The sequence below is a fragment of the Flavobacterium sp. ASV13 genome (genome assembly GCF_000745775.1).
Taxonomy (GTDB): Bacteria; Bacteroidota; Bacteroidia; order Flavobacteriales; family Flavobacteriaceae; genus Flavobacterium.
Map to the genome: position 1 here is coordinate 422,188 of NZ_JQJY01000004.1, position 25,493 is coordinate 447,680.

Below are 25,493 nucleotides of genomic sequence, written 5' to 3' on the forward strand. Positions count from 1 at the left end.
TTATGACTCCAAAAATCAAATGCTTGACTCTAAAAGCCCAAAAAACATTAAAATAAGATTTTTTTTAATCGTAAATTATTTACAAATTTAAATTCCTATAAAAACACCTTAGTATAAAAAAACCTCCCAGTTATCCCGAGAGGTTTTTCCATATAAATAAAAAATAAATCCTACATATTCCTTCTATACTGCCCACCAACTTCAAACAAAGCCGAGGTAATCTGGCCTAAAGAACAAACCTTTGTAGCTTCCATTAAATGGTCGAATAAGTTTTCGTTTTTAATAGCGGCTTGCTGTAATGTATTTAAATGTTCGTTCACTTTTTCTTCGTGGAAATTATGCAAGTTATCCAACATCGTAATCTGATATTGTTTTTCTTCTTCGGTTGCGCGAATAACCTCAGCCGGAATTACCGTTGGCGAACCTTTTGAACTCAGGAACGTATTTACACCCACAATTGGGAAATCGCCATTGTGTTTTAAAGTTTCGTAATACAAACTTTCTTCCTGAATTTTAGATCTTTGGTACATTGTTTCCATTGCGCCTAGAACTCCGCCTCTTTCCGTAATTCTGTCGAATTCTTGAAGAACGGCTGCTTCAACTAAATCGGTTAATTCTTCGATGATGAACGAACCTTGAATTGGGTTTTCGTTTTTCGCTAAACCTAATTCTTTATTGATAATCAACTGAATCGCCATTGCACGACGTACCGATTCTTCTGTTGGCGTTGTAATCGCTTCGTCGTAAGCGTTTGTGTGCAATGAATTACAGTTGTCATAAATCGCGTATAAAGCCTGTAAAGTTGTTCTAATATCATTGAAATCAATTTCCTGTGCGTGTAACGAACGTCCTGAAGTCTGAATATGATATTTCAGCATTTGTGCTCTTTCGTTGGCTCCGTATTTGTTTTTCATGGCTTTCGCCCAAATTTTACGCGCCACACGACCAATAACTGAATACTCCGGATCAACTCCATTGGAGAAGAAGAATGATAAATTTGGTCCAAAATCGTTGATGTTCATTCCGCGACTCAAATAATATTCCACGTAAGTGAAACCATTTGAAAGCGTAAACGCCAATTGCGTAATTGGGTTTGCTCCTGCCTCAGCAATATGATATCCTGAAATCGAAACCGAATAGAAATTACGAACGTTTTTAGTAATAAAATATTCCTGAACGTCGCCCATTAATCGCAAAGCAAATTCAGTTGAAAAAATACACGTATTCTGCGCCTGATCTTCTTTTAAAATATCGGCCTGAACCGTTCCACGAACTTGTGATAATGTTTTGACTTTTATTTCATTATAAACTTCTAAAGGTAAAACCTCATCTCCGGTAACACCTAAAAGCATTAGGCCTAAACCGTTATTTCCTTCTGGCAAATCGCCTTGGTATCTTGGTCTTTCGATTCCTTTTTCTTTATATAATTTGTTGATTTTTGCCTCAACTTCTTTTTCTAAATCATTTGCTTTGATGTAAATCTCACATTGCTGATCGATTGCGGCATTCATAAAGAAACCTAACAACATTGGCGCAGGCCCATTAATTGTCATACTTACCGAAGTCAAAGCATGAACCAAATCGAAACCTGAATATAGTTTTTTGGCATCATCTAAACAGCAAATTGAAACTCCCGCATTTCCAATTTTTCCGTAAATATCTGGACGCAAATCTGGATCGTTTCCGTATAAAGTTACACTGTCAAAAGCAGTCGAAAGACGTTTTGCAGGCATTCCGGCACTTACATAATGAAAACGTTTGTTGGTTCTTTCTGGTCCGCCTTCGCCCGCAAACATTCTTGACGGATCTTCGCCCTCACGTTTAAACGGATATAATCCCGAAGCAAACGGAAATTCTCCAGGAACATTTTCCTGTAAATTCCAACGTAAAATATCGCCCCAACCTTCATATTTAGGCAAAGCAATTTTCGGAATTTGTAAATGTGATAAACTTTCAGAATGCGTTGCAATCTTGATTTCTTTATCACGAACTTTAAAGGAGTAAACTGGATTTTTGTATTTGGCTACTTTTTCATCCCAATTCAGAATAATTTCCCAATTGTACGGATCTAAATCCATTTTTACTTTATCAAACTGATTCAGTAAAAGATTTAAAAAGATTCTGTTTTCATCGTGTTCCTGAATTCCGCTTGGCAAAACAGTTCCATCATCAATTCCCGCTTTATTGATTTGAGGAACTTTTCCTGAAACCGATTCAATCGTTTTGAAAATTCCGTATAATTTCTGCGCTACCTTTTGTTGTGAAAGCGCTGTTTCATCATAACTTCTGTTATTTTCTGCAATTTCAGATAAATAACGCGTTCTGTGTGGCGGAATCACGAAGATTTTCTCGCTCATTTCTTTAGTGATGGTAAAAGTCGATTTCAAATCTGAAGCCGTTTTTTCAACCACTTTATCCATAATCGCTTTGTAAAGCGTGTTCATTCCCGGATCATTAAACTGCGAAGCAATTGTTCCAAAAACTGGCATTTCATCAGGATTTTTATCCCAAAGATTATGGTTTCTTTGATATTGTTTTTTTACATCGCGTAAAGCGTCTAAAGCTCCACGTTTATCAAACTTATTTAAAGCTACTAAATCAGCAAAATCAAGCATGTCGATTTTTTCCAATTGCGTTGCCGCTCCAAACTCTGGTGTCATTACATATAAGGATACATCAGAATGATCCATAATCTCTGTATCAGATTGACCAATTCCAGAAGTTTCCAAAATAATCAAATCGTATTTTGCTGCTTTTAAAACCTGAATTGCTTCGGCTACATATTTCGACAAAGCCAAATTCGACTGACGTGTCGCCAGCGAACGCATATATACACGAGGATTATTAATCGCATTCATACGGATTCTGTCTCCTAAAAGTGCTCCTCCGGTTTTTCTCTTCGAAGGATCGACCGAAATTAATCCGATTGTTTTCTCTGGAAAATCAATTAAAAATCGGCGAACCAATTCGTCTACCAAAGAAGATTTTCCGGCACCACCAGTTCCCGTAATTCCCAAAACTGGAATTTTAGAAGTGGCATTACTTTCGTGAATTTTATCAAAAACTGGTTTTGCAATTTCTGGAAAATTCTCGGCTGCCGAAATCAAACGCGCAATTGCGGTTGGAACCTTATTTTCGATATGATCAATTTCTCCGTTTAATTTATCTCCGATAGGAAAGTCGGCACGTTGCACCAAATCATTAATCATTCCTTGAAGTCCTAAAGAACGTCCGTCGTCTGGAGAATAAATTCGGGTAATTCCATATTCATGCAATTCTGAAATTTCGCTTGGCAGAATTACACCGCCTCCGCCTCCAAAAATCTTGATATGCCCTGCTCCTTTTTCATGAAGCAAATCATACATATATTTAAAGTATTCATTGTGACCTCCTTGGTACGATGTCATTGCAATCGCATTGGCATCTTCTTGGATTGCGGTATTTACAACTTCTTCTACACTTCGGTCATGACCTAAATGTATTACTTCAACTCCAGTTGACTGAATAATACGGCGCATAATATTGATCGCGGCATCATGTCCGTCAAAAAGCGAAGCTGCTGTGACAATTCTTACTTTATTTTTAGGAATATATGGTATTTGTGGTTCCATTTTATGAATATGATAATTTTAAGCGACCAATGTACAAATTATTTTAATATTTGATTACTAGAATAGCTTTATGTTAACAAAAAAAAGAAAAATGTTTTTTTGATTTCTGGGGTAACAATTTCGAAGATGAATTGATATAAGTTAAAGAAAGCTTAAAGACATGGCAATTTCGCAACATTTAAACAAAATCTAAAAACGTGTTTCAAGCTCTCTCATAGTAATTTAGCAGTGTAGAAAAGCCCCAAATTTTTACCAAAAACTTAGCAAAATAAAAAGTAATAACGTAAAAATTTAAAAAAATGAAAACACTATATTCATTCACCGTAATTTTAGGTTTGAGTTTTTTTGTATCGTCTTATAGTAAAATTGAAAACACAAATTTTTTATATACAAAAACTCCAAACGCTGCCATCATTAATACAACCCCAAATGATGACCAAAATGAAATTTCAAACGACTTCTTTAAAAGATACTCTGATTTGAAAAAATATAAATCTGATGTGATGTCATTGTACAAAAACAGATCTTTAGGAACTATTTGGTATGATGAAGATCAAATAAATGAATTTGCTTCTGCTTTGTACCAAAAAGCAAAAAAAACAAATGATTTGGTAATTCCTTATCAAAAAAAAATTGATCAGCTTTTTGATTCTTCAGCTACAACAAATCTTTCAAAAACTGATGCAGATATGCTTTTGAGTACCTTATATATTGTGTATGCTAAAAAAAGTAGTGCTGATAAAAATATATCGTATGATACTATGTTGAAAGATTTTATGAATTATAGCACAATTGAAGAAACAACTGCTGCGCCAGTAGACAATAAAGTGACTTTTGATCAATATTATAAACTTCAAGGTATTTTAAAACAATACAAAAAAATTGAACGATCAAATAAATGGAAACCAATCGTTCCCGCGGAAACTCCATATAAAGACTTACGTCCTGATGCTGTTTCAAACACAATTGCCCAAGTTAGAACTCGTTTATATTTATTAGGCGATTTAAAACAAGATTCTAAAAGTGATGTCTATGACCGTGAATTGATGGATGCCGTGATGAAATACAAAGTAAGAAACGGATTTAAACCTAATTATATTCTTGCAGAAGAACATATTAAAGAAATGAACGTACCGCTTTCTGACAAAGTAAAAACTTTAGAATTGAATATGGAAAGATGCCGCGAAATTTCGGCTCAAATGGCTGGTAATGACGAATATGTTTTGGTTAATGTTCCTTCTTATGAATTGGTTTACGTTAAAAACGGAAAAGTGGTGTTGAAATCTAATGTATTTGTTGGTGCGCCTTTAACAAAAACAACCATTTTTAATGGTGAAATTGACCGAATCGTTTTCAGTCCTTATTGGACAGTTCCTCAAAGCATTGTGCAAAACGAATTGAAATCTAAAATCGCTGCCGATCCAAATTATCTTGCCGATCATAACATGGAAATGATTAACGGACAGGTAAGACAAAAACCAGGACCTGATAATTCTTTAGGATTGGTAAAATTTATGTTTCCGAATCCAGATGATATTTATATGCACGATACGCCAGCAAAAACGTTATTCGATTTTGAAAAAAGAACTTTCAGCCACGGATGTATTAATGTAAAAATGGCAAAAGAATTAGCTGCTGCAATGCTTACAGATTATCCCGAATGGACGCCAGAAAAAATTGACCAAGCTATGGCTGGAAAAGTAGAAAACAGTTTTAAATTGTCTAAAAAAGTTCCAATTTATATTACTTATTTGACTTCATTAGTAAATGAAAATGGTGAAATTGGATTCTTTCAGGATGTTTATGAAAGAGACAATGAATTAAGTAACCAATTATCTCTTACTTCAAATTAACAGTTAACGATAAAAAAATATAAAATCGGGGATTCATTCAGTTGAGTTTCCGATTTTTTTACGCCCAAAAATTTAATTGAATCTTATTACGAAATTCCATATTTTAGCTTTGATATTCAATTAATTAAAGCAGATTAAAATATGGAAGATTCAAACGAACTAATTGTAGATAAAAGAAACTGGTGGAATCGAAACTGGAAATGGTTTGTTCCTACAGGTTGTTTGACTCTTATTGTATTATTTGCTTTATTTTTAGTTGGGGTTTTCTTTGAAGTAACTTCGATTATCAAAGATTCTGATGCTTATATCGAATCGATGGAACTTGTTCAGCACAATAAAATACTAATTGAAAAACTTGGATCGCCTATAGAAACCGATGGAATGGTTTCTGGAACTGTAAGTGCTGTAAACGATGTTAGAAAATGTGATGTACAAGTTCCCCTAAAAGGTCCAAAAGGCAAAGCAACTTTGTTTGTCGTTGGCGAAAAAAGAGGAAAATGGAAATACAGTGAAATGTCTGTTTACATTGAAAAGACAGATGAGAAAATTGATTTGCTGAAGAAAGAATAACACGTATGCAAAAATATATTTTCACTATGTTTTTGGTCTTCTTTTTTTCTTGTAATAAGATTGAAAACAATAAAAGTTTAAATCAGGAAGATATTAAGTATATCCAAAGTCTAAAGATTTTAGACAAAAACGAAGTCATCCTCAAGTTTTACAGCGAATTTAAAAAAGAATTTGCAGGCAACTTTTTCACTGATAAAAGAGTCGCAACCTACTGGATTGACAAACGAAATTCGGAAAAAAACACGATTGATTTTGCGTTTTATTCCTCTATATCGAAAATTGACACTGTGTATAATGCCGGATTAACCTACTGTCCTTATGCATTAATTACTAAAAATGATGGGAGCAGTTTTAAAGTCAGCGTTGATGGTGACAAGCAAGAAATTAAATCTTTCTTTGAAGATTTATTGCACGAATGGCATAAAAGGAGATAAACAAATTTTCAAATAATGATAAATTTCTTGTTCTTAAAAAACGAAAAATTTCTATTATAGCCCCGATAGCAGTGGAAATCCTTTTGTTTTTTGCTGCCAAAAAGCAAAAGATTGAAACGAATAGCGGGACGAGTGTTAATTATGAAACAAAATCTTTCTGCTCCTCAAATAAAATTATGGCTTTGTTTTTGAATAAGTAGTATTTTTGAAACTTAAACAAAACCCCCAAATGAAAAAGATTTTATTATTCGCCCTTACATTTTCACTTGTTTCATGCGCAGAAATGCAGCAAACTTTAAATCAGTTTCCGCAAATATCATCACAAATTCCGGTTGGTGGTGTCGATATTTCAGCTGGATTGAAAGAAGCTTTGAATAAAGGAATTACACAACAAGTGAGCAAATTAACCGCTGTCGATGGTTTTTATAAAAATGAAGCTGTAAAAATTTTATTGCCTGAAGAATTACAAAAAGTAGATGCTACTTTAAGAAAAGTTGGTTTAGGCTCGCTGGCCGATGACGGAATCAAAATGCTAAACCGCGCTGCAGAAGATGCTGTGAAAGAAGCAACACCAATATTTGTATCGGCGGTTAAAAATATGTCGTTTACAGATGCTAAAAATATTTTGTTAGGAAATGACAGCGCTGCAACGACTTATTTGCAAGGAAGTACAACAACAGCTTTATACGGAAAATTTAATCCTGTGATTAAAAATTCATTCGCAAAAGTAGGTGCTGATGCAGTTTGGACTAAAATCATCACGAAATACAATACTATTCCGTTAGTGAAAAAAGTAAACCCAGATTTGACTGATTATACAACAAATCAAGCCTTGGCAGGTGTTTTTAAAATGATTGCTGTAGAAGAAAAAGAAATCCGAAATAATATTAGTGCAAGAACAACTCCTTTATTGAAAAGTGTTTTTGCAATGCAGGATGGAAAATAATTTTTTCGAAGGTGCAAAGCGACAAAGTAACAAAGGTACAAAGAAGCCTTTGTTACTTTGAACCTTTGCAACTTTGTCACTAACCAAAAACCAAAAAACCGAAATGCAAAAGATTACCATTCTCATTCACTGTAAAGACCAAAAAGGAATTATTGCCGCAGTGACTACTTTTATTGCGAAAGTAGAAGGAAATATCACTTACATCGATCAGCATGTTGATGTAGAACAAAATGTTTTTTTTATGCGATTGGAATGTGAATTTACCAATCCTAAAATTACAATTGAAAGTCTGAAAGAAGAATTCGATAAAACACTCGCAACCGATTTTAACATGTCATGGGATTTGTACAATCAGGAGCAAAAACCTAAAATGGCTTTGTTTGTTTCTAAATATGATCATTGTCTTTTTGACATTTTAGGACGTTACAGCGCTGACGAATTGAATGTCGAAATTCCGGTTATTATAAGCAATCACAATGATTTAAGAAGCGTTGCGGAACGATTTAATATTCCGTTTCATTGTGTTCCTTTTACAAAAGACAATAAGGAAGAAGGCGAAGCGAAACAAATTGAGCTTTTACAGCGATACGAAATCAACTTTATTGTTTTGGCGCGCTATATGCAAATTATCACGCCAAATTTAATCAGCCTTTACGAGAATAAAATCATTAATATTCATCATTCCTTTTTGCCGGCTTTTCCGGGTGCAAAACCTTATCATTCGGCTTTTAAGCGTGGTGTGAAAATTATTGGTGCAACAAGCCATTATGTTACCGAGGAATTAGATGAAGGTCCGATTATCGAACAAGATATTGCAAGAGTTTCGCATATTCATTCGGTTGAAGATTTTATCATGAAAGGAAGAGACTTAGAAAGAATTGTTTTAGCAAGAGCAATAAAACTCCATGCTGAAAGAAAAACAATGGTTTACAGCAATAAAACGGTGGTTTTTTCTTAAAAGGTGCTAAGATTCTAAGGCACTAAGCTTCTAAGTTTTTACCTTTGAACTTATATAACAAACCCGACAGATTTATAATCTGTCGGGTTTGTTATTTTCCATATTTACGCATAAAACCGGACTGAAGTCCGGCCCTACAAAATGAACCGAGCCAAAGGCTCTCCTAGAGTTCCGAAGGAATGACCAATATTGTAGAGCTGGACTTCAGTCCAGTTTAAATAAAGAAACCCGACAAATTTTTAAAAATTTGTCGGGTTTCTATTTGGAAGTAAGTTTTGTTTTAACCTTTGTTACTTTGTTACTTTGTCCCTTTGAACCTTACTTAACCAAATCATATCGGTCAGCGTTCATTACTTTAGTCCATACAGCAACAAAATCTTTAACGAATCTTTCTTTTGCATCGTTGGATGCGTAAACTTCTGCAATAGCACGCAATTCTGAATTTGAGCCAAAAATAAGATCGGCACGCGTTGCTGTCCATTTCAATTCACCCGTTTTACGATTATGTCCTTCAAAAGTTTCGCCAGTTTCGTTAGTTGCCTTCCATACCGTACCTAAATCTAGTAAATTGATGAAGAAATCATTGTTCAATGTTTCTGTATTTTTTGTCAATACACCATGTTTAGAACCATCATAATTGGTATTTAATACTCTTAAACCACCAAGTAAAATTGTCATTTCAGGTGCTGTTAAGCCTAGCAATTGTGCTCTATCTACTAAAAGCTCTTCTGTAACTGAATTACAATTAGCGCTTTTATAGTTTCTGAATCCGTCAGCTTTTGGTTCTAGCGCGTTGAAAGAATGAACATCTGTTTGCTCTAAAGTTGCATCACCTCTTCCCGGAGTAAAAGGAGCATCAATGTTTATTCCTGCATTTGCCGCTGCTTTTTCAATTCCTACAGATCCACCCAAAACAATCAAATCTGCAATCGAAACTACTTTTCCAGAACTTGTAAATTCATTTTGAATTGTTTCATAAGTTGCTAATACATTTTTCAATTGAGTTGGCGAATTCACTTCCCAACTAATTTGCGGTTCAAAACGAATACGTGCACCATTTGCTCCTCCACGTTTATCAGAACCACGGAAAGTCGAAGCCGAAGCCCAAGCAGTCGATACCAATTGAGAAATTGAAAGACCACTCGCTTTAATTTTATCTTTTAAAAGAGCAATATCGCTATGATTTAATTCGCTTTTAGCAGCAGGAATCGGGTCTTGCCAAATCAACTCTTCAGAAGGAACTTCCGGACCTAAATAACGGCTAATAGGCCCCATATCTCTGTGCGTTAATTTGAACCACGCTCTTGCAAAAGCATCAGCAAATTTGTCAAAATTTTGCATGTAGTCTCTGGAAATTTTTTCATAAGCAGGATCCATTTTCATAGCCATATCTGCCGTTGTCATCATTGGCGCATGTCTTTTTGTTGGATCATGTGCATCTTCTACAGTTGTTGCAGCACTCTCATCCGTTGGCGTCCATTGATGTGCTCCTGCAGGGCTTTTAGTTAATTTCCAGTCATATTTGAATAAGGTTTCAAAATAACCATTATCCCAAGTTGTCGGATTTGGTTTCCATGCACCTTCAATACCACTTGTAATAGCATCACCACCTACTCCTGTACCATATGAACTTTTCCAGCCAAGTCCCATTTGTTCAATGCTCGCACCTTCTGGTTCTGCTCCTACTAATGATGCATCTCCAGCTCCGTGCGCTTTACCAAAAGTATGTCCACCAGCCGTTAAAGCCACCGTTTCTTCATCATTCATTGCCATACGGGCAAACGTTTCTCTAATGTCTCTACCAGAACCTAGCGGATCAGGATTTCCATCTGGACCTTCTGGGTTTACATATATTAATCCCATTTGCACGGCAGCAAGAGGGTTCTCCAAATCTCTATCACCAGAATACCTACTATTAGGTTTGTCACTAGTCGCTAGCCATTCTTTTTCATTACCCCAATTAACATCTTGTTCTGGTTCCCAAACATCTTCTCTTCCTCCCGCAAATCCAAAAGTCTTAAATCCCATAGATTCTAATGCGCAGTTCCCTGTCAAAATCATCAAATCTGCCCATGAAATTTTATTCCCATATTTTTGTTTAATAGGCCAAAGCAAAAAACGAGCTTTATCTAAATTACCATTATCCGGCCAACTGTTAAGAGGAGCAAAACGTTGATTTCCTGAACTGGCGCCTCCACGTCCATCAGAGATACGATACGTTCCTGCACTATGCCAAGCCATACGAATAAACAAAGGACCGTAATGACCATAATCAGCTGGCCACCAATCCTGAGAATCAGTCATTAATGCATAAAGATCTTTTTTAACTTCATTTAAATCCAAAGTTTTAAAGGCTGCTGCATAATCAAACCCTTTTTCCATAGGATCTGATAAACTAGAATGTTGACGCAGGATGTTTAGATTCAACCGATTTGGCCACCAATCTTTATTAGAGGTTCCTGCTGATGTTTGTTTCATTTGTCCATTATGATATGGACATTTACTTTCAATTGATTCGCTCATCTCTTTTGTTTTTTTTAGTTATTTCTATTAAAATGCTAATTTTTTCAAAAAGCACATATTGCTGATATTTAACACATTATCAAATATACGAAAGTATGTTTAGCATATTCATAAACAAAATTGATTGTTATTATATTTTAATAACCAAAAATTATTTAACGTTGCAGAAAGCTCAGAAACACGTTTTTATAAATCTTAACTTATGGTCAACAAAGTAATAACAAAACCTTAACAGCAAAAGATTGAGATATGTCGGACATTTGTAATGTAATAAACTGGTTATTTATTATTTTGGTTTTGGTTAGTTAAATGATGCCGGCGTCTTCGAGATGCCGGCATTCTTTTTTTATATAAGTTGGTCTATTTTGTTTCAAGTTTCAGGTTTCAGATTGCTTTAAACTGAACATAATTGAACCGCAAAAAATACAAAACTTTGACATTAACTTATTTCCAACAAAGTAATAACAAGACCTTAACAGCATAAGATTGATATATGTCGGATATTTGTACTGTAATAAACTGGTTATTTATTATTTTGGTTTTGGTTAGTTAAATAATGCCGGCGTCTTTGAGATGTCGGCATTCTTTTTTGTTACAGGTTTCGTTGCTTTACGTATAATTTAACCGCAAAGACGCAAAGGTTTTTAATTATTGAAACTTATATAAAACGCAAAGTTCGCAAAGCTTTATGTAAAAAACTTTGCGAACTTTGCGTAATTCTTAGCGCTCTTTGCGGTTAAGTTTCCGACAACTTAAAACTTGAAACAAAAAAACTAATTCTTCAATCTTTCATGAAGCAATTTAAAATAAGCGAAAGCCTTTAATAATCGGCTTCCATGCCAGGAGAACATTTCGCCGTCTACGAAAATCGTTTTGGCATGATGCGTGAATCTTCCTATTTCAAAAGCATCTTCTTCTTTAAAAGGATACGGCTCTGATGAAAGAAAAACGATATCAGGATCGCCTTCCAGTCGCATTTTTTTGAGTTCTATTTCCGGATATCTTCCTTTATCTTCATAAATATTTTTAAAATGATTCAGTTTTAAAAGTTCATTTATATACGTATCATTTCCCGCCACCATATAAGGGTTCTTCCAAATAAAATAAGCCACTTTCTTTTCTTCGATATCCTGAATGTATTTTTTGAAATCGCTCAAGGCGAAAGCCAATTTGTCGTTCCACTTTTGCGCTTCGGTTCTGCAATTGAATAATTGTCCAAAATCGGAAATCATCTGAAAATTATCTTCAATAGAAACAATATTCGTTACCCAAACCGGACAGATTTCCTGTAATTGGTTTACAATTTCTTCTGTGTTTTCCTCTTTATTACAAATTATAATATCGGGTTGTAAAAGCTTTATTTTTTCGAAATGAATTTTCTTGGTTCCCCCAACAATCTTTTTAGTGGATTTAAAATGAAACGGATGAACGCAAAACTTCGTAATCCCGATTATTTTTTCTTCTAAACCTAAATCATGTAATAATTCGGTTTGCGAAGGAACAAGTGAGATAATACGTTTTGGAGCATTTTCAAAAGAATGTAAAGTTCCTAATTGATCGGTCATTTGTTTCATGTTTCAAGTCTTTTTTGTTTCAGGTTATTTGGAATGTATTTTTTAACCGCAAAGTTCGCAAGGTTTCTTTACGCAAAGTTCGCAAAGCTTTGCGTTCATAGCGTAACTCTTTGCGAACTTTGCGGTTAAATTATGTTCAAAGCAAACTTGAAACTTTAAACCTGAAACTTTAAACGAATAATTTCTTCCATTTCCTGTTGTACTTTCAAAGCTTCTTCTCTGGCTTTTTCAGCAAAATCAGCTCCTTTTGAAGCGTATATAATGGCTCTTGCCGAATTCACCAAAAGTCCAACTTTATCATTCATTCCGTATTTACATACTTCAGACAAACTTCCGCCCTGAGCGCCAATTCCCGGAACTAATAAAAAACTATCCGGAACAATTTTTCTGATTTCGGTAAAATATTCGGCTTTAGTGGCACCAACAACATACATTAAGTTTTCGCTGTTTTTCCATGTTTTAGACGTTTCTAAAACTTGTTTATAAAGCTCTTTACCGTTTGTATTCAAAGTCTGAAAATCAAAAGCGCCCTCGTTTGAAGTCAACGCTAGCATAATAGTATGTTTATTTTCGAAAGCCAAAAAAGGCTCAACCGAATCTTTTCCCATATAAGGAGCAACGGTAATGCTGTCAAAATTCAAATCTTCAAAAAAAGCTTTTGCATACATGCTTGAAGTGTTCCCGATATCGCCACGTTTTGCATCTGCAATCGTAAAAATTTCAGGATAATTTTCGTTGATGTAATTAATTGTTTTTTGCAGCGACATCCAGCCTTTAATTCCGTAGGCTTCAAAAAAAGCGGTATTTGGTTTGTAACCAACAGTCAAATCATGCGTTGCATCAATTATTGCTTTATTAAACTCAAAAATTGGATCTTCAGTTTCTAATAAATGAGATGGCATTTTCGTTAAATCAGGATCCAGGCCAACGCATAGAAATGATTTTTTTTGAAGGATTTGTTCGTGAAGCTGTTGTGTTGTCATAGTGTGTTTTAATAGTTGCGCAAAATTACAAATAATTATTTTGGTTTCAAGTTTGAGGTTTCAAGTTTCAAGCTTCCATTATCTAATTGCCTAATTATCTAATTAACATTGAATTCCTGTAACAACTCCTGAAAATTGTGTAAGAAAAAACAAGGTCGTGTTCTCTAATTTTGATACTGAACCTTAAATCAGCCCATTATGAGCCCAAATATTGGAATTTCAGCAGCACATTTAAAAAAGAGCACAAGTATATTAGCCACCATTTTATCAAATGAAATGACACTTTATGTAAAAACAAGAAAATTTCATTGGAATATCTCCGGAAACAGTTTTATGGAATTACATAAATTGTTTGAAGAGCAATACCGCATTTTAGAAGCACAAATCGACGAAGTTGCAGAACGCATTAGTCAGCTTGGCGAAAAAACAATCGGAACTATGAAGGAATTTATTGAAAATTCAACTTTGAAAGAATCGCCAAAAGAATATGCTTCACAAAAACATATGCTGGAAGAACTTCTTGAAAATCATGAACAAATAGTAAATGAATTAAGAGATTATATTCCGGTTTTTGAAAACGAAACAAAAGATGCCGGCTCAGCCGATTTTGTAACTGGATTGCTTCAAGAACACGAAAAAATGGCTTGGGTACTTCGACGTTACAAGGCTTAAAATAAAAGCAAAAATGCAAATTATGCAACGATTCACGAAATTCATGTAACAGTTGCCTGCTTTTAAAATCGGAACTTTACAATGTAATTAACACTAAACAGAAAGTTATGAATACTACCGAAATAAAAGGAAACTGGAATGAGTTAAAAGGAAAATTAAAACAAAAATACGCAGAACTGACAGATGATGATTTGATGTTTGCTGAAGGAAAAGAAGACGAGATGTACGGAAAACTACAGCAAAAACTGGGTAAAACCAAAGAAGAATTTCATCAGATGCTTTCAGATTTGTAACCTTTAACTCAAATCAGGAAATACCGTCTACTACTTGTACTAGACGGTATTTTTTTGAAAATTTTATTTATTTTTAATCTGTTTCAACATTTCTATCAAAGACTAAACATTAACGCCAAAAATAAATTAAGTATCTTTAACCAAATTTTTATAAAATGAAACTATTTATAAAGTTCGACATTAATACCATTTGTTCTCTTTATCTTAAACACAACCTTGACCAACAGAATATTAATTTTACAAGTTTGGGTTTTGGTGAGATTGAGATTGCTGACAACCTTGATGCTGATGCACTCGAAACTTTAAAAAATAATTTAAGTCCGTGCGGTTTTGAGATTGTCGAAAATCAAAAAAGCGTTTTGGTTCAAAAAATAAAAGACGCCATAATTGAACTGGTTTTTATGGAAGACAGCAACAATTATAAAAGTTCTGTTTTTTTGGCCGAAAAATTGAATCACAGTTACGGTTATTTATCAAATGTTTTTTCGGAAGTAACTTATTCTTCTATCGAAAATTTCATCATTTTACAAAAAATTGAAAGAGCAAAACAATTGATTATCATTAATGAAATGAGCCTGACTGAAATTGCTTTTTTACTCAACTATTCAAGTGTTGCGCATTTAAGTACACAGTTTAAAAATACAACCGGAATTACGCCATCGGCATTTCAGAGAATAATCAAGAAACGTAGAGAAAATTTAAAATAAAAACTCAAATACCATACTAAAATGCAAAAAAACGCATTATATATTTTATTGGCTGATGATGATGAAGATGATCGTTTATTTTTTAAAGACGCATTTGAAGAAATTAAAATTCAGACCAATGTAGATTTTGTTCATGACGGAATGCAGTTAATGGATCATTTGAACGATCCTGAAAACAAACTTCCAGACATTTTGTTTCTGGATTTGAACATGCCAAAGAAAACAGGAAAAGAATGTTTGATTGAAATCAAAAAAACAGAACGCCTTAAAAATATTATCATTGCGATCTACTCTACTTCGTCATCTGAAGAGGATATTGAAGATACGTTTATTCAGGGCGCCAATATTTACATCAAGAAACCAAGCGATTTTAATACGCTTAAAAAAATAATTAATGAAGTCGTGACCGTAAATTGGCATTACCATACCTCTGGGTTAAACCGTGATAATTTCCTTCTCCGACTAAAATAGAATAAGATTGCCAAATGAAGTGGATACCAAATTTTAATTCTTCAAACTCTTTGAGAGTTATTTTTGTAATCGCAGTTTTCATCCTGTTATTTCTTTCTTCAATCGCTTACAAACATAACCAGGACTTGAATGAATCAAGTAAACTGGTTATGCATACTTATGAAATAAACATTCAGTTAGAGCGTTTAATGTCGGCAATTAAAGATGCAGAGACAGGCCAGCGTGGCTATATTATAACACGAAATGGCCGTTTTTTAGCTCCGTATCTTTATTCGCGTGATAAAGTAAATGCTTCTTTTATTACACTAAAAAAACTGACTGCTGACAATCCTATTCAGCAGCGAAATCTCGAAAACTTATTCAAACTCATCATTCAGCGATTTGTCTCTTTTGAAAATTGCCTCAAATACAGCGATCCTAAAACATACGATAAAAGAAAACTCGACAATTATATGTTTGGAGGCCGAATTTTGATGGAAAACATTCGGTTTCAAGTCGATAAAATGAATGATATTGAGAAAAAATATCTGGAAAACCGACTTAAAATTTACGATCAGGAAATTTCATTAAGTCCGATTTTTTCAATTTCTCTTTTTTTAACAGCACTTACTTTTATTTTATTAGCATATCGACAAATCAGCCGTGATTTTGAACGTTTGAAAGTCTTTAATAAAAAGCTTTTAATTTCAAGTGGTTTGATGGCTGAATCTGAAATTATTGGAAAATTCAGTACCTGGCAATGGGATTTGGATTCAAATAAAATCGACTATTCCGATAATCAGTTCCGAATTTTAGGCGTTGAACCTAATTCTTTTGTTCCTGAAAAGGAAACCTTTCTTGATTTTGTACATCCAGACGACAAAGATGCCGTTGCCGCATCAATGCAGGGAATTATCGAAAAAAAGAATCTGCCATTTATTTATTATAAAATTGCTCGTCCAGATCACGAAATCAGGCATTTTAAATCGACTGGAAAATTATTGACAGATCAGCAAGGAAGCAAAATTTTATTGGGAATCAATTTTGATATTACAGATGAGCATCTTTTAAATATTGAGCTTCAGGAACGAAACCGTGAATTGGAAAAAAGCAATAAAGAACTGGCTTCTTTCAATCACGTTGCGAGTCACGATTTACAGGAACCACTCCGAAAAATACAGACTTTTATTTCCAGAGTTTCTGATGCTGACAAAGCTGTTATGTCGGACAGTGCACGCGAATATCTTTCTAAAATTGAAAGTTCGGCAAAAAGAATGCGCGTTTTAATTGATGATTTATTGCTTTTTTCAAGAACCAATACAACTAAAAAAGAGTTTCTAAAATCGAATTTAAATGAACTTTTAGAAAATGCTGAATCGGAATTAACTGAAATTATTCATGAGAAAAAAGCAGTTATTACGGCTACGAAACTTCCAAAATTAGATGTGATTCCGTATCAGATTGAACAGCTTTTCATCAACTTGATTGGAAATTCATTAAAATACAGTCAGCCGGGCCGAATCCCTGAAATTATTGTTGAAAGCGAAAAAGTACTTTCAGCCGCTTATCCTGATTTATTGGAACAAACAACAAAAAAGTTTCATAAAATCACTTTTTCAGATAACGGAATGGGGTTTGATCCTCAGTTTAAAGAAACCATTTTTGTTCTTTTTCAGCGTCTGCATTCAAAAACGGATTATCCGGGAACCGGAATTGGATTGGCAATCTGCAAAAAGATTGTCGAAAATCATAAAGGACATATTCTGGCAGATAGTATTCCTGGAAAAGGTTCTGTTTTCACTGTGTTTCTTCCGGATTAAAAATATACAAATTCTTACAAAGAGCGTTTTCAGCAAATCAATTATTTGAAGCTTAAAACGCTCTTTTTTTTATTATCAAATCTTCTTAAAACCTTTATATAAGCCGATTATGGGAATTATATAACGTTTCTTTTTTATGCTGTAAAGTAAAATAAGCTATTCGTTAGCAACTTTGTAATGTAATACTTTATGAAGTAAAAATGAAAGCAATGCCCCTAATAAAAGCAGCTATTTTAAAAGTCTTTTTCTTATTGATTATTTTATCTTTTTCAGCATGCGGAAAGAAAGAACGTCAAAAAGCAAACTTCTTTAAAAATGAAACTTTTAGCCAAAACAACAAACTGCAAATCGATAAGGATCAAATTGAAACTTCGTTTTTTATTGCAGCGGCAAATGTGAGTAATGTTCTTATTTCAAAAAGTCAATTTGCACAAAAACGTTCGGAAAATCCGATACAGGATTTAAGCAAAAAAATTGAAGAACATCAAAATCAATTGTTGCAGCAAATAGCAGAAATGGCCAATAAAAAACTTGTTGTCATTACGGATATAAATGTGACTCATAAAAGAGATTTATATGAATTGATTGATACTGATGAAAATACTTTTAACCAAACGTATCTAAATTCAATTTCAGAGTCGTTGACCGAACAGATTAAACTGTTTGAGAAAATTTCGACCGAAACAGATGATGAAACGATTTTAAAATTAGTGCTTCAATATTTGCCAGACCAGTATCAACTTTTAAGAGAAACCGAAAGATTAAAAACAGAATTTATTTAAACGCCTTAAAATCTATTATTAACTAAATTAATTTATTATGAAAATGCACACTAATTTTTTATGCGCCTTAGCCTTATTTTTCTCAGCTTCGTTTGGAATGCTTCAAGCTCAAAACGATGAAAATGTAACCACCGAGTTTGGTGTAAAAGGAGGATTCAACATGTCAAATTTATACAACAATAATGCTGACGACGAAAATATTTTATACGGTTTTAATGCCGGGGTTTATGCAACATTACCAATTTCAGATTTTATTGCAATTCAACCTGAAATCTTGTTCACTACAAAAGGTGCCGAATTAGAATACAACAATGCTTTTGTAAGCGGAACCGGAAAATTCAAACTGAATTATATCGAAGTTCCTTTGTTAGTGCGAGTGAATGTTACCAAAAATTTTAATATTCATGCCGGTGGATACGCATCGTATCTGGTAAGTTCTAAAGTTTCTGGCGATGGTGATTTCAACTTTGACGAAGAAATTAACGCAGATGATTTAAACCGATTTGATGCTGGTTTATCAGCTGGTATCGGAGTAGATTTTAGTCCAATCAGTATTGGTTTACGATACAATTACGGATTAACAACGATTGGAAAAGAAAGAACTGTTGCAGGTACAACTTATACAGTTCCAGATGCAAAAAACAGCAATTTGTCTTTATACCTGTCGTATAAACTAAACTAGAAAAACATTTTAATTAACCTCTAAATATAAAAACCATGTCAAATTTATTATATACAATCGCAGTAATATTAGTTATTCTTTGGGCTCTTGGTTTCTTTGTTTACAGCTTCGGAAGCATTATTCACATCTTATTAGTGATTGCCATTATTGCTGTATTGCTTAGACTAATCAAAGGCAGGGAAATTTAAAACAAATCATATTAACAATTATATATTAATCATTAAAATCAAATATTATGAAAGCAAGTAACACCATTTTAGGAATTGTTGGCGCTGCAGCTGCAGGAGCATTATTAGGAGTTTTATTCGCACCAGATAAAGGGTCAGAAACTCGCAAAAAAATCAAAGATAAATCGAAAGATTACGGAGATAATTTAAAATCAAAATTTGACGGAATTGTAGATACAATCAAATCAAACGGAAAAGAATTAGTAGACGAAGGAAAATCTAAATTCAACCAGGTTAAAGACGACTACAATTCAATTAAAGACGAGGCAAAAACCGTAAAATCAAACTACTAGTATTTTAATAACTAAGTGAGATTTTTAAACCATAAATACCTGATATCATGGAAACAAATGCAACAACAAACGAGAATTTAAATCTTTATGAAAAAGCGGAAAATTATACTAAAACGAGTTTGGAATTACTGAAACTCAAAACAGTATGTTCAGTCGCCGATGTGGTTTCAACCTTAACATCAAAGATCGCAGTTGGCGTTGTTGTTGCATTTTTTACCTTGTTTCTTAATATCGGGATTAGTTTATGGGTGGGAAAAGAACTTGGAGAGTATTATTACGGCTTTTTTATCATGGCACTTTTCTATTTGATTGTTGCCATTGTGATTCACAAAACGCATCACTCATTGATAAAAACCCCGATTGGGAATACCATTATTTCAAGTATTTTAAAAGAAAAACAAAACTGATTTAAAACTATTAATAACTAAAAAAGACTGTTATGGAGCCTATTTTCACTATTGATGAATTAAATCAGAGAATAAAGTTTTTAGAAAATCGTCAGGACGCCGAGTGGTGTTCTATTAAAGATGAAATCGACGATATCAAAGATAATCTAAAGCCTATAAACCTGATCCGAAATACGGTTGAAGAAATCAACGAAACTGTTGGTTTTAAAAGTCATATCGCACAATCGGCCATCAGTATCGGAATTGGCTATCTGGCAAAACGATTTATTGTCGGAAAAGGCGATTCTATGTTTAAAGGAATTTTAGGATCAATCGTGCAGCTGGTCGTAACCAATTTGGTTTCAAAACCACATCACGAATCAGATGAAACTTCACAAGAAGCCTCATCACAACACGAACCATCTAAAGAGTAATTTGTCTAACTTAAATTTTATATCATGGAAAAATTAAGCCATATCGTAATAAAAAATGGAGTTTACATGTACTCGAATCTATATAAATGTTTTGAATACACAAGAGTATTTCTAGGTATCTAACTTGTTTATACGTTTCTTCACAACAAACGGTTAAATGGTTAATACACACTATATTTTAAGGTTCTGAGGGACTAAGATTCTAAGGGACTAAGGTTTTGTCAAAGCTAACGCTTTTTCTTAACCAAAAAGTGGCTGTTTCACAATGTGAAAACAGCCACTTTTTCTTTTAAAAAACTTAGAATCTTAGTCCCTCAGCACCTTAGACCCTTTAGTTGTAATTTTGATAAATCGGCAATTTTAAGCCGACATACAAATTACATGCTTTTGAAGTATTTGAAAACAAATTTGAAATCAACGAACCTGAACCAACAAACAACGGACCAGCTCTAAAACCAGTTCCGACTTGTGTACCGCTGTATTCCATGTACATTACCGGAACGTAAAAACTGAATATTCTGGTTTCATATCTTGGCGTAAATGTAACCGAATTTGGAATTGCAGTTCCGTTTACTGTTTTGGCATCAACTAAACTAAAATCAGTACTTAAATTCAGGTAGAATTTATTGTCGATATTCCAGTCAAAATTCGTGTGTACAGCTGTTGGTAAATTTGCTTTTACGCCTGTTCTTGAAGAAACTTTTGTATAATGAGTATCAAAGAATTCGAAAATATTTTCTGCATTATCAATATCAGCTTGAGATACTCTTCCCGCAAGATTGTAGGTATTTTCGACAATGTTTTTATAATTGATTTTTCCGATATCCGTTACCGAAGCTGCGACTTTAAATTTATATCGGTTTCCAATACAAGTATGGCAATTCGTGCGGTATTCATACGTAAAACCCAAATCAAGTCCCACGCCAGCCGAAGCGCCGCTAAATTTAGGATCATTTCCGTTTAGATAATCATAACTTGCAGCAGTTTTTAAAGTTCCTGTTGACAAATATTGGCTCTGCTCTGGGTTGGCATTGTTTTTATTGAAAGCTACGCTTAAATCATTTCCGTTGATGTAACCGTTAACGCCAGCCATTAAATATTTAACCGTCAAACCACCTTTAATGAAATGATCGTCATGATCCATTAAAACTGTTCCGTAACTGGCACCAATTTCTGCCCAGGAATTACTCACGCCATTTGGATTTCCGCCCTGAATCAGGAAACTATTCGAAACATCAAGATCTTTGCTCACCTCATCAATCAGTTTACCATTTACATCAACAAGGCTTGTAATGCTTCGTACGCGAGTATAAAGCGCAATACTATGAACTGGCGTAATATTCAGCGTAAACGATGGTCCCATAATATCGACATTCAAATTCCCGCGGTTGTTTGTTTTGATGTTTTTGCTGGCATCCTTCTGAATATCGTAATTTCCGTCTAAAACTTCAGCAAAATTAAATCCGTACAAATCATTTTGTCCCGTTGCACTTGCCGAGAAAATCGTAACATCCGATCTGTATTTCGAATCCACAATAGCTGATGGATTAAACAAAACGCCCTGAATTCCGGCATAATTATCATCCCTGAATCCAAAATACGATTGCGATCGCGCATAAAAAAAGCTTCCAAAGAAGCAAAATAAAAGTAAAGTTCTCTTCATAGATTATTTTTAAACTGGTTGATTTGGTTTTGTTTTTCTTTGAAAAAAGCAGACAAATATTAACAAAAAAAGGGCAAAAAAAAACTTGCCAATCTTGACGATTGGCAAGTTTTTTTTTGAGATTCTAAGACGCTAAGTTTCTAAGTGACTAAGTTTTAACGAAAAATAATATTAATCCTACTACACTAAAACACATTGTAGTAATTGCCTTGATTTAAAATGAACAGTTAAGAAAATTCTCTAAAGACTTATTAACAATTTAATCTCATAAATTTAACAACTTATCGAAGAAAAAATTCAAAAAATCAAAAATCTAAGAAGGTTCTTGCAATTTTTATAAAGATGCTAAGGTTCTAAGATGCTAAGATTCTAAGTTTTCTTCTCTTTGTCTTTTTTTAAAAGGTGCTAAGGTTCTAAGTTACTAAGTTTCTTCTTGTCGTCATTTTTAAGCATAAAAAAGCCGAACAAAAGTTCGGCTTAAAAATTTATGTTCAAAGAGAAAAACTTAGTCCCTTAGTAGCTTAGAATCTTAGCAACTCAGATTAGTAAACTTCTGAAGCTTCTTTCAATTTCTCCATATTGTTTACCAATTGAAGCTCGGCAACGATTTTCTGAATATCACCATTCATGATGTTTCCTAAATCGTAAAGAGTCAAACCAACTCTATGATCCGTTACACGACCTTGCGCATAGTTGTACGTACGAATCTTAGCCGAACGGTCACCAGAGCTTACTTGAGAACTACGTTTTGTAGCATCTTCCTCTTGTTTTTTCGCTAATTCCATTTCGTACAAACGAGAACGTAGAACGATTAATGCTTTATCTTTATTTTTATGTTGCGATTTCTGATCCTGACATTGCGCCACCAAACCTGTTGGAATGTGCGTTAAACGTACCGCCGATTTCGTAGTATTTACCGATTGTCCTCCAGGTCCTGACGAACAGAAGAAATCTACACGAACATCATTCATATCAATTTGAACATCAAACTCTTCTGCTTCTGGTAAAACCATAACAGTAGCCGCCGATGTATGCACACGACCTTGCGTTTCAGTCTGAGGAACACGTTGTACACGGTGAACACCCGCTTCAAACTTCAAAGTTCCGTAAACATCCTCTCCAGAAACTTCAAAAATAACCTCTTTGAAACCTCCTGAAGTACCTTCGTTCATATCCACCACAGATGTTCTCCATCCTTGTGACTCACAGTATTTAGTATACATTCTGAATAAATCCCCTGCAAAAATACTCGCTTCGTCCCCACCCGTTCCGGCACGGATTTCCACCATAACATTTTTAGCATCTTCAGGATCTTTAGGAATCAACATAAATTTGATTTCCTCCTCTAGTTGAGGCAAGCGTTCTTTTGCTTCGTCAAGTTGCATTTTGGCCATTTCAACCATATCTGCATCGCTACCGTCTGCAATAATTTCGTTTGCTTCGTCAATATTTGCTAAAACAAGAATGTATTCTTCTCTCTTTTCAACCAGTGCTTTTATGCTTTTATATTCCTGGTTAAGCTGCACATAACGCTTTTGATCAGCAATAACATCCGGCTGAATAATCAAATCCGAAATCTCATCAAAACGCTGCTTTACATATTGAAGTCTATCTAACATTTTCTAATTCCTTTTATTTGGACGGCAAAATTACGAAATTTTTGTGGATTATTCTAGTGGTTATTTTTTGGGAAATTTGAGGAGAAAATTTAGTGAAATTAGGATGGTTTTTAGGAGCTGTTTCCTGCTATTCGCTGTATCTTTTTAGGCAGAAAGTTTACGGTTTCAATGTAGATGTTTTCGTTTGCCTAAAAAGGATGCCGCTGCTATCAGGGCTAGGGCACTCGTTTTCAAAAGAATGTTTTACGGTTTTCCGTAAGGTTTTGCATTTAAAAGAATTTTTCTTTAGCAAAAACTACTTCAAATAAAATCAGGTGTTTTTACGTAGTGGTAGATTTAAATTAAATGCGATGTTTGTTATTTATCTTGATTTTAGTTTACCTAAAAAGAATATTGCTCACTTATTAGCTAGAGCGATTTTTTTACAAACCAATATAATTTATAACATTCATAAAAACAACCAATATATACTTTACGTGAGTAGGAAAAACACCCAAATCTTTTGGGCAATTTATACATTAGCTCGAAATAAATCCTGAATCTATCAAATTACTCTATTCTAAATTAGGTATCTAAGTTTGATTTTTCAAGAATTATAAACAAGTTTGCGATAACTTTAAACAACAACATTGCATCAATTAACTGACAGATAATAATAGTAATACAACATAAAATTAAAAGCTAATGAACTTAACAATCACAGTTACAACTGCAGAACTTTCTGCAGCAGATAAAACACTTATTCAACAGTGTTTAGGACTTACGCCTGCTCAAGTTACAGCAGCTCTAACAAAGCTGGCGAAAACTGCTTTTATGGAGTATGTTAAAATGTTTAAAGAGAAAGGTCTTCCAACAAGGGCAGATGAAGTTCAACAAGAACGACTTTACTTTTTACTCAATTATTTTTTTGAGAATCGACTTCCAAGCGAGAATGAAATTTCTTCAATCTTTCAGCTAACACCGTCTCAAAGTAAAACTCTCTTACGAAACACCAAATCTCGTTACAGAACAAAAATCAACACATTCATAAAAAACACTCTACTTGAAACGCTTGCCTCTGCTATTCAGCCAAACCCAGGCAGCGACTATGAGTTTATTTGTACTTCTCCTACGACAGTCGAAGAACTGAATTTAATTGTAAGTCAAAAAGGCCCAGAGTTAAAACCAATCGAAAAAATTAGAGGACTTGCAAGTAAGTATTCTTGTGCTGTAGATACTTATGCATTACTTCAAGATCAATTAGTATAACTATGGCAGATTTACTTTCAGCAATTAGCGTATTACTTGTTTTCTTGACTTTTTTACTTAATGGTATTGAAAAAGATGTGACTGAAAAAGTTGCCCAAAGAAAACCAACGGAAGCACAAACTGACGCGAGAAAACAATTTAACAACGACACGCTTCGAATACTTTGGTTAAAAACGTTTCCAGTAACATTAATTTTTTTAGTTACTTTTTATTCTCTTTTACCAAAAGCAATTCATCTAGTAACCACAAGTGATTTTGTATTATGGGACTTTGATGAGCTTAATACCATATTTATTTTTATCGAAATCGGACTTTTAGGATTGACAATTTTTTCAATCACAAAAGCTTATGCATTGATTAAAAAGTATTACGAATAACCCGATAGCGCGGATTTGTAATCCGTACCAGCAACAATAAGCCACAATACAAATCATCAAATACAAAAGCTACAAAAAAAATCATGTAGCTTTTTATATATAAAGTACAAACTAATCTTTACAGGCACGAATTGCATATCCGCCCTGTCGGACTAGTTATTTAAGTTTTATTAATAGTGTTTACGGATTTCCATAAAATTCTTGCACTAAAAAACTTAGTTTTACTAAGACCAGTATTAAAAATTATTCCATTATGAATCAAGAATACAAACTATATAGAATTTCCCAGCTCTACGAAGTGTTCTTCTAAATTCGATAATCGCTGTGCGAAGTCTCCCGACTTCGTACCCACTCCAATTATCCACAAAGAAAAATAAAACTATTCCAG

The 25,493-nt window shown here is 34.0% G+C and carries 24 protein-coding genes; 18 read left to right on the top strand and 6 right to left on the bottom strand.

The window, feature by feature from the left end; translation table 11 throughout:
• Nucleotides 1-170 precede the first annotated feature (170 nt).
• Entirely contained in the window at nucleotides 171-3,611 is a 3,441-nt protein-coding gene (locus GQ47_RS12530; protein WP_035648965.1) for a methylmalonyl-CoA mutase family protein, read from the bottom strand.
• A gap of 299 nt (nucleotides 3,612-3,910) precedes the next feature.
• Between GQ47_RS12530 and GQ47_RS12535 the strand changes: the two genes are divergently transcribed.
• From GQ47_RS12535 to purU, 5 genes are all read left to right on the top strand, one after another.
• Nucleotides 3,911-5,464 (top strand): L,D-transpeptidase family protein, encoded by a 1,554-nt coding sequence (locus GQ47_RS12535; protein WP_035648967.1) that lies wholly within the window; start codon nucleotides 3,911-3,913, stop codon nucleotides 5,462-5,464.
• Between the two features lie 141 nt (nucleotides 5,465-5,605).
• Nucleotides 5,606-6,034: a cytochrome c oxidase assembly factor Coa1 family protein gene (locus tag GQ47_RS12540; RefSeq protein ID WP_035648968.1), complete on the top strand. Its 429-nt coding sequence runs from the start codon at nucleotides 5,606-5,608 to the stop codon at nucleotides 6,032-6,034.
• A 5-nt stretch (nucleotides 6,035-6,039) separates the two neighbouring features.
• Nucleotides 6,040-6,468 (top strand): hypothetical protein, encoded by a 429-nt coding sequence (locus GQ47_RS12545; RefSeq protein ID WP_035648969.1) that lies wholly within the window; start codon nucleotides 6,040-6,042, stop codon nucleotides 6,466-6,468.
• A gap of 229 nt (nucleotides 6,469-6,697) precedes the next feature.
• Nucleotides 6,698-7,414, top strand: coding sequence for a DUF4197 domain-containing protein (locus GQ47_RS12550; RefSeq protein WP_035648970.1), 717 nt, complete (start codon nucleotides 6,698-6,700; stop codon nucleotides 7,412-7,414).
• A 103-nt stretch (nucleotides 7,415-7,517) separates the two neighbouring features.
• On the top strand, nucleotides 7,518-8,372 hold the full coding sequence (gene purU, locus GQ47_RS12555; RefSeq protein ID WP_035648972.1) for a formyltetrahydrofolate deformylase: 855 nt from the start codon (nucleotides 7,518-7,520) through the stop codon (nucleotides 8,370-8,372).
• Between the two features lie 318 nt (nucleotides 8,373-8,690).
• Here purU and katG read toward each other — a convergent pair whose 3' ends face one another.
• From katG to pyrF, 3 genes are all read right to left on the bottom strand, one after another.
• Complete coding sequence (gene katG, locus GQ47_RS12560) at nucleotides 8,691-10,895, bottom strand: catalase/peroxidase HPI (protein ID WP_035648974.1); 2,205 nt, start codon at nucleotides 10,893-10,895, stop codon at nucleotides 8,691-8,693.
• Between the two features lie 773 nt (nucleotides 10,896-11,668).
• Nucleotides 11,669-12,469: an ABC transporter substrate-binding protein gene (locus tag GQ47_RS12565; RefSeq protein WP_035648976.1), complete on the bottom strand. Its 801-nt coding sequence runs from the start codon at nucleotides 12,467-12,469 to the stop codon at nucleotides 11,669-11,671.
• A 155-nt stretch (nucleotides 12,470-12,624) separates the two neighbouring features.
• Nucleotides 12,625-13,452, bottom strand: a complete 828-nt coding sequence (gene pyrF / locus GQ47_RS12570) for an orotidine-5'-phosphate decarboxylase (protein WP_035648977.1) — start codon at nucleotides 13,450-13,452, stop codon at nucleotides 12,625-12,627.
• Nucleotides 13,453-13,650: 198 nt separating this feature from the next.
• On the opposite strand from pyrF, the gene GQ47_RS12575 reads away from it, so the two are divergent.
• The 11 genes from GQ47_RS12575 (at nucleotide 13,651) to GQ47_RS12620 (ending at nucleotide 20,198) form a co-directional block, all read left to right on the top strand.
• Nucleotides 13,651-14,124: a Dps family protein gene (locus GQ47_RS12575; protein ID WP_035648979.1), complete on the top strand. Its 474-nt coding sequence runs from the start codon at nucleotides 13,651-13,653 to the stop codon at nucleotides 14,122-14,124.
• A gap of 107 nt (nucleotides 14,125-14,231) precedes the next feature.
• Nucleotides 14,232-14,417 carry a CsbD family protein gene (locus GQ47_RS12580; RefSeq protein ID WP_035648981.1) on the top strand — a complete coding sequence of 62 codons (186 nt, stop codon included), beginning with the start codon at nucleotides 14,232-14,234 and terminating at the stop codon, nucleotides 14,415-14,417.
• 155 nt (nucleotides 14,418-14,572) lie between these two features.
• Nucleotides 14,573-15,124 (top strand): helix-turn-helix domain-containing protein, encoded by a 552-nt coding sequence (locus GQ47_RS12585; RefSeq protein ID WP_035648983.1) that lies wholly within the window; start codon nucleotides 14,573-14,575, stop codon nucleotides 15,122-15,124.
• A gap of 21 nt (nucleotides 15,125-15,145) precedes the next feature.
• Nucleotides 15,146-15,595, top strand: coding sequence for a response regulator (locus tag GQ47_RS12590; RefSeq protein ID WP_035648984.1), 450 nt, complete (start codon nucleotides 15,146-15,148; stop codon nucleotides 15,593-15,595).
• A gap of 14 nt (nucleotides 15,596-15,609) precedes the next feature.
• Nucleotides 15,610-17,394 carry a sensor histidine kinase gene (locus GQ47_RS12595; RefSeq protein ID WP_035648985.1) on the top strand — a complete coding sequence of 595 codons (1,785 nt, stop codon included), beginning with the start codon at nucleotides 15,610-15,612 and terminating at the stop codon, nucleotides 17,392-17,394.
• A gap of 200 nt (nucleotides 17,395-17,594) precedes the next feature.
• Nucleotides 17,595-18,176 (top strand): DUF4142 domain-containing protein, encoded by a 582-nt coding sequence (locus tag GQ47_RS12600; protein WP_035648986.1) that lies wholly within the window; start codon nucleotides 17,595-17,597, stop codon nucleotides 18,174-18,176.
• Nucleotides 18,177-18,213: 37 nt separating this feature from the next.
• On the top strand, nucleotides 18,214-18,858 hold the full coding sequence (locus GQ47_RS12605) for a porin family protein (RefSeq protein ID WP_035648988.1): 645 nt from the start codon (nucleotides 18,214-18,216) through the stop codon (nucleotides 18,856-18,858).
• Between the two features lie 35 nt (nucleotides 18,859-18,893).
• The gene (locus GQ47_RS23455; RefSeq protein ID WP_109192514.1) at nucleotides 18,894-19,046 is read left to right on the top strand and encodes a lmo0937 family membrane protein; all 153 of its coding nucleotides are present in this window, start codon (nucleotides 18,894-18,896) and stop codon (nucleotides 19,044-19,046) included.
• Between the two features lie 47 nt (nucleotides 19,047-19,093).
• A complete protein-coding gene (locus tag GQ47_RS12610; RefSeq protein WP_035648990.1) occupies nucleotides 19,094-19,378 on the top strand; it encodes a YtxH domain-containing protein in 285 nt (94 codons plus the stop codon).
• Between the two features lie 47 nt (nucleotides 19,379-19,425).
• A complete protein-coding gene (locus tag GQ47_RS12615) occupies nucleotides 19,426-19,785 on the top strand; it encodes a hypothetical protein (RefSeq protein ID WP_035648991.1) in 360 nt (119 codons plus the stop codon).
• A gap of 32 nt (nucleotides 19,786-19,817) precedes the next feature.
• A complete protein-coding gene (locus tag GQ47_RS12620) occupies nucleotides 19,818-20,198 on the top strand; it encodes a hypothetical protein (RefSeq protein ID WP_035648992.1) in 381 nt (126 codons plus the stop codon).
• A 331-nt stretch (nucleotides 20,199-20,529) separates the two neighbouring features.
• On the opposite strand, the gene GQ47_RS12625 is transcribed toward GQ47_RS12620, so the two are convergent.
• The gene (locus tag GQ47_RS12625) at nucleotides 20,530-21,861 is read right to left on the bottom strand and encodes a DUF5723 family protein (protein WP_035648993.1); all 1,332 of its coding nucleotides are present in this window, start codon (nucleotides 21,859-21,861) and stop codon (nucleotides 20,530-20,532) included.
• 542 nt (nucleotides 21,862-22,403) lie between these two features.
• Complete coding sequence (gene prfA, locus GQ47_RS12630; protein WP_035648994.1) at nucleotides 22,404-23,480, bottom strand: peptide chain release factor 1; 1,077 nt, start codon at nucleotides 23,478-23,480, stop codon at nucleotides 22,404-22,406.
• A gap of 684 nt (nucleotides 23,481-24,164) precedes the next feature.
• Here prfA and GQ47_RS12635 point away from each other — a divergent pair.
• Together GQ47_RS12635 and GQ47_RS12640 are read left to right on the top strand one after the other, a co-directional pair.
• A complete protein-coding gene (locus tag GQ47_RS12635) occupies nucleotides 24,165-24,728 on the top strand; it encodes a hypothetical protein (protein ID WP_035648996.1) in 564 nt (187 codons plus the stop codon).
• 2 nt (nucleotides 24,729-24,730) lie between these two features.
• The gene (locus GQ47_RS12640; RefSeq protein ID WP_035648998.1) at nucleotides 24,731-25,105 is read left to right on the top strand and encodes a hypothetical protein; all 375 of its coding nucleotides are present in this window, start codon (nucleotides 24,731-24,733) and stop codon (nucleotides 25,103-25,105) included.
• Nucleotides 25,106-25,493: the final 388 nt, after the last annotated feature.